This window comes from Bradyrhizobium sp. sGM-13 (genome assembly GCF_018398875.1).
GTDB lineage: Bacteria > Pseudomonadota > Alphaproteobacteria > Rhizobiales > Xanthobacteraceae > Bradyrhizobium.
Window position 1 is genome coordinate 1 of record NZ_JAGWDK010000295.1, and the last position, 274, is coordinate 274.

General features: G+C 66.1%; 1 pseudogene. It reads right to left on the minus strand.

Annotated features, from left to right (window positions below):
• A pseudogene (locus tag KJQ96_RS39110) lies at nt 1-274 on the minus strand (type I pantothenate kinase); the annotation flags it as partial.

Here is a 274-nt window from a genome sequence, read left to right on the forward strand (position 1 = left end):
TCTTCTGCATCAACCCCTGCCGCTCGAGCACAGCATTGGGATACAGGAAGCCGTCTGTTGTCACTAGGTCGACCCTGGGCCGGGGCGACCAGCGCGCCAGCAGCGCCTGCAGCACGCGCGCGGTGGTCGATTTGCCGACCGCGACCGAACCAGCGACGCCGATGATGTAGGGCACCTTGCGGTCGCGGATGCCGAGGAACTGGCGCTGCGCCTGGTAGAGCCGGTGGGTCGCATCGACGTAGATCGACAACAGGCGCGACAGCGGCAGGTAGAT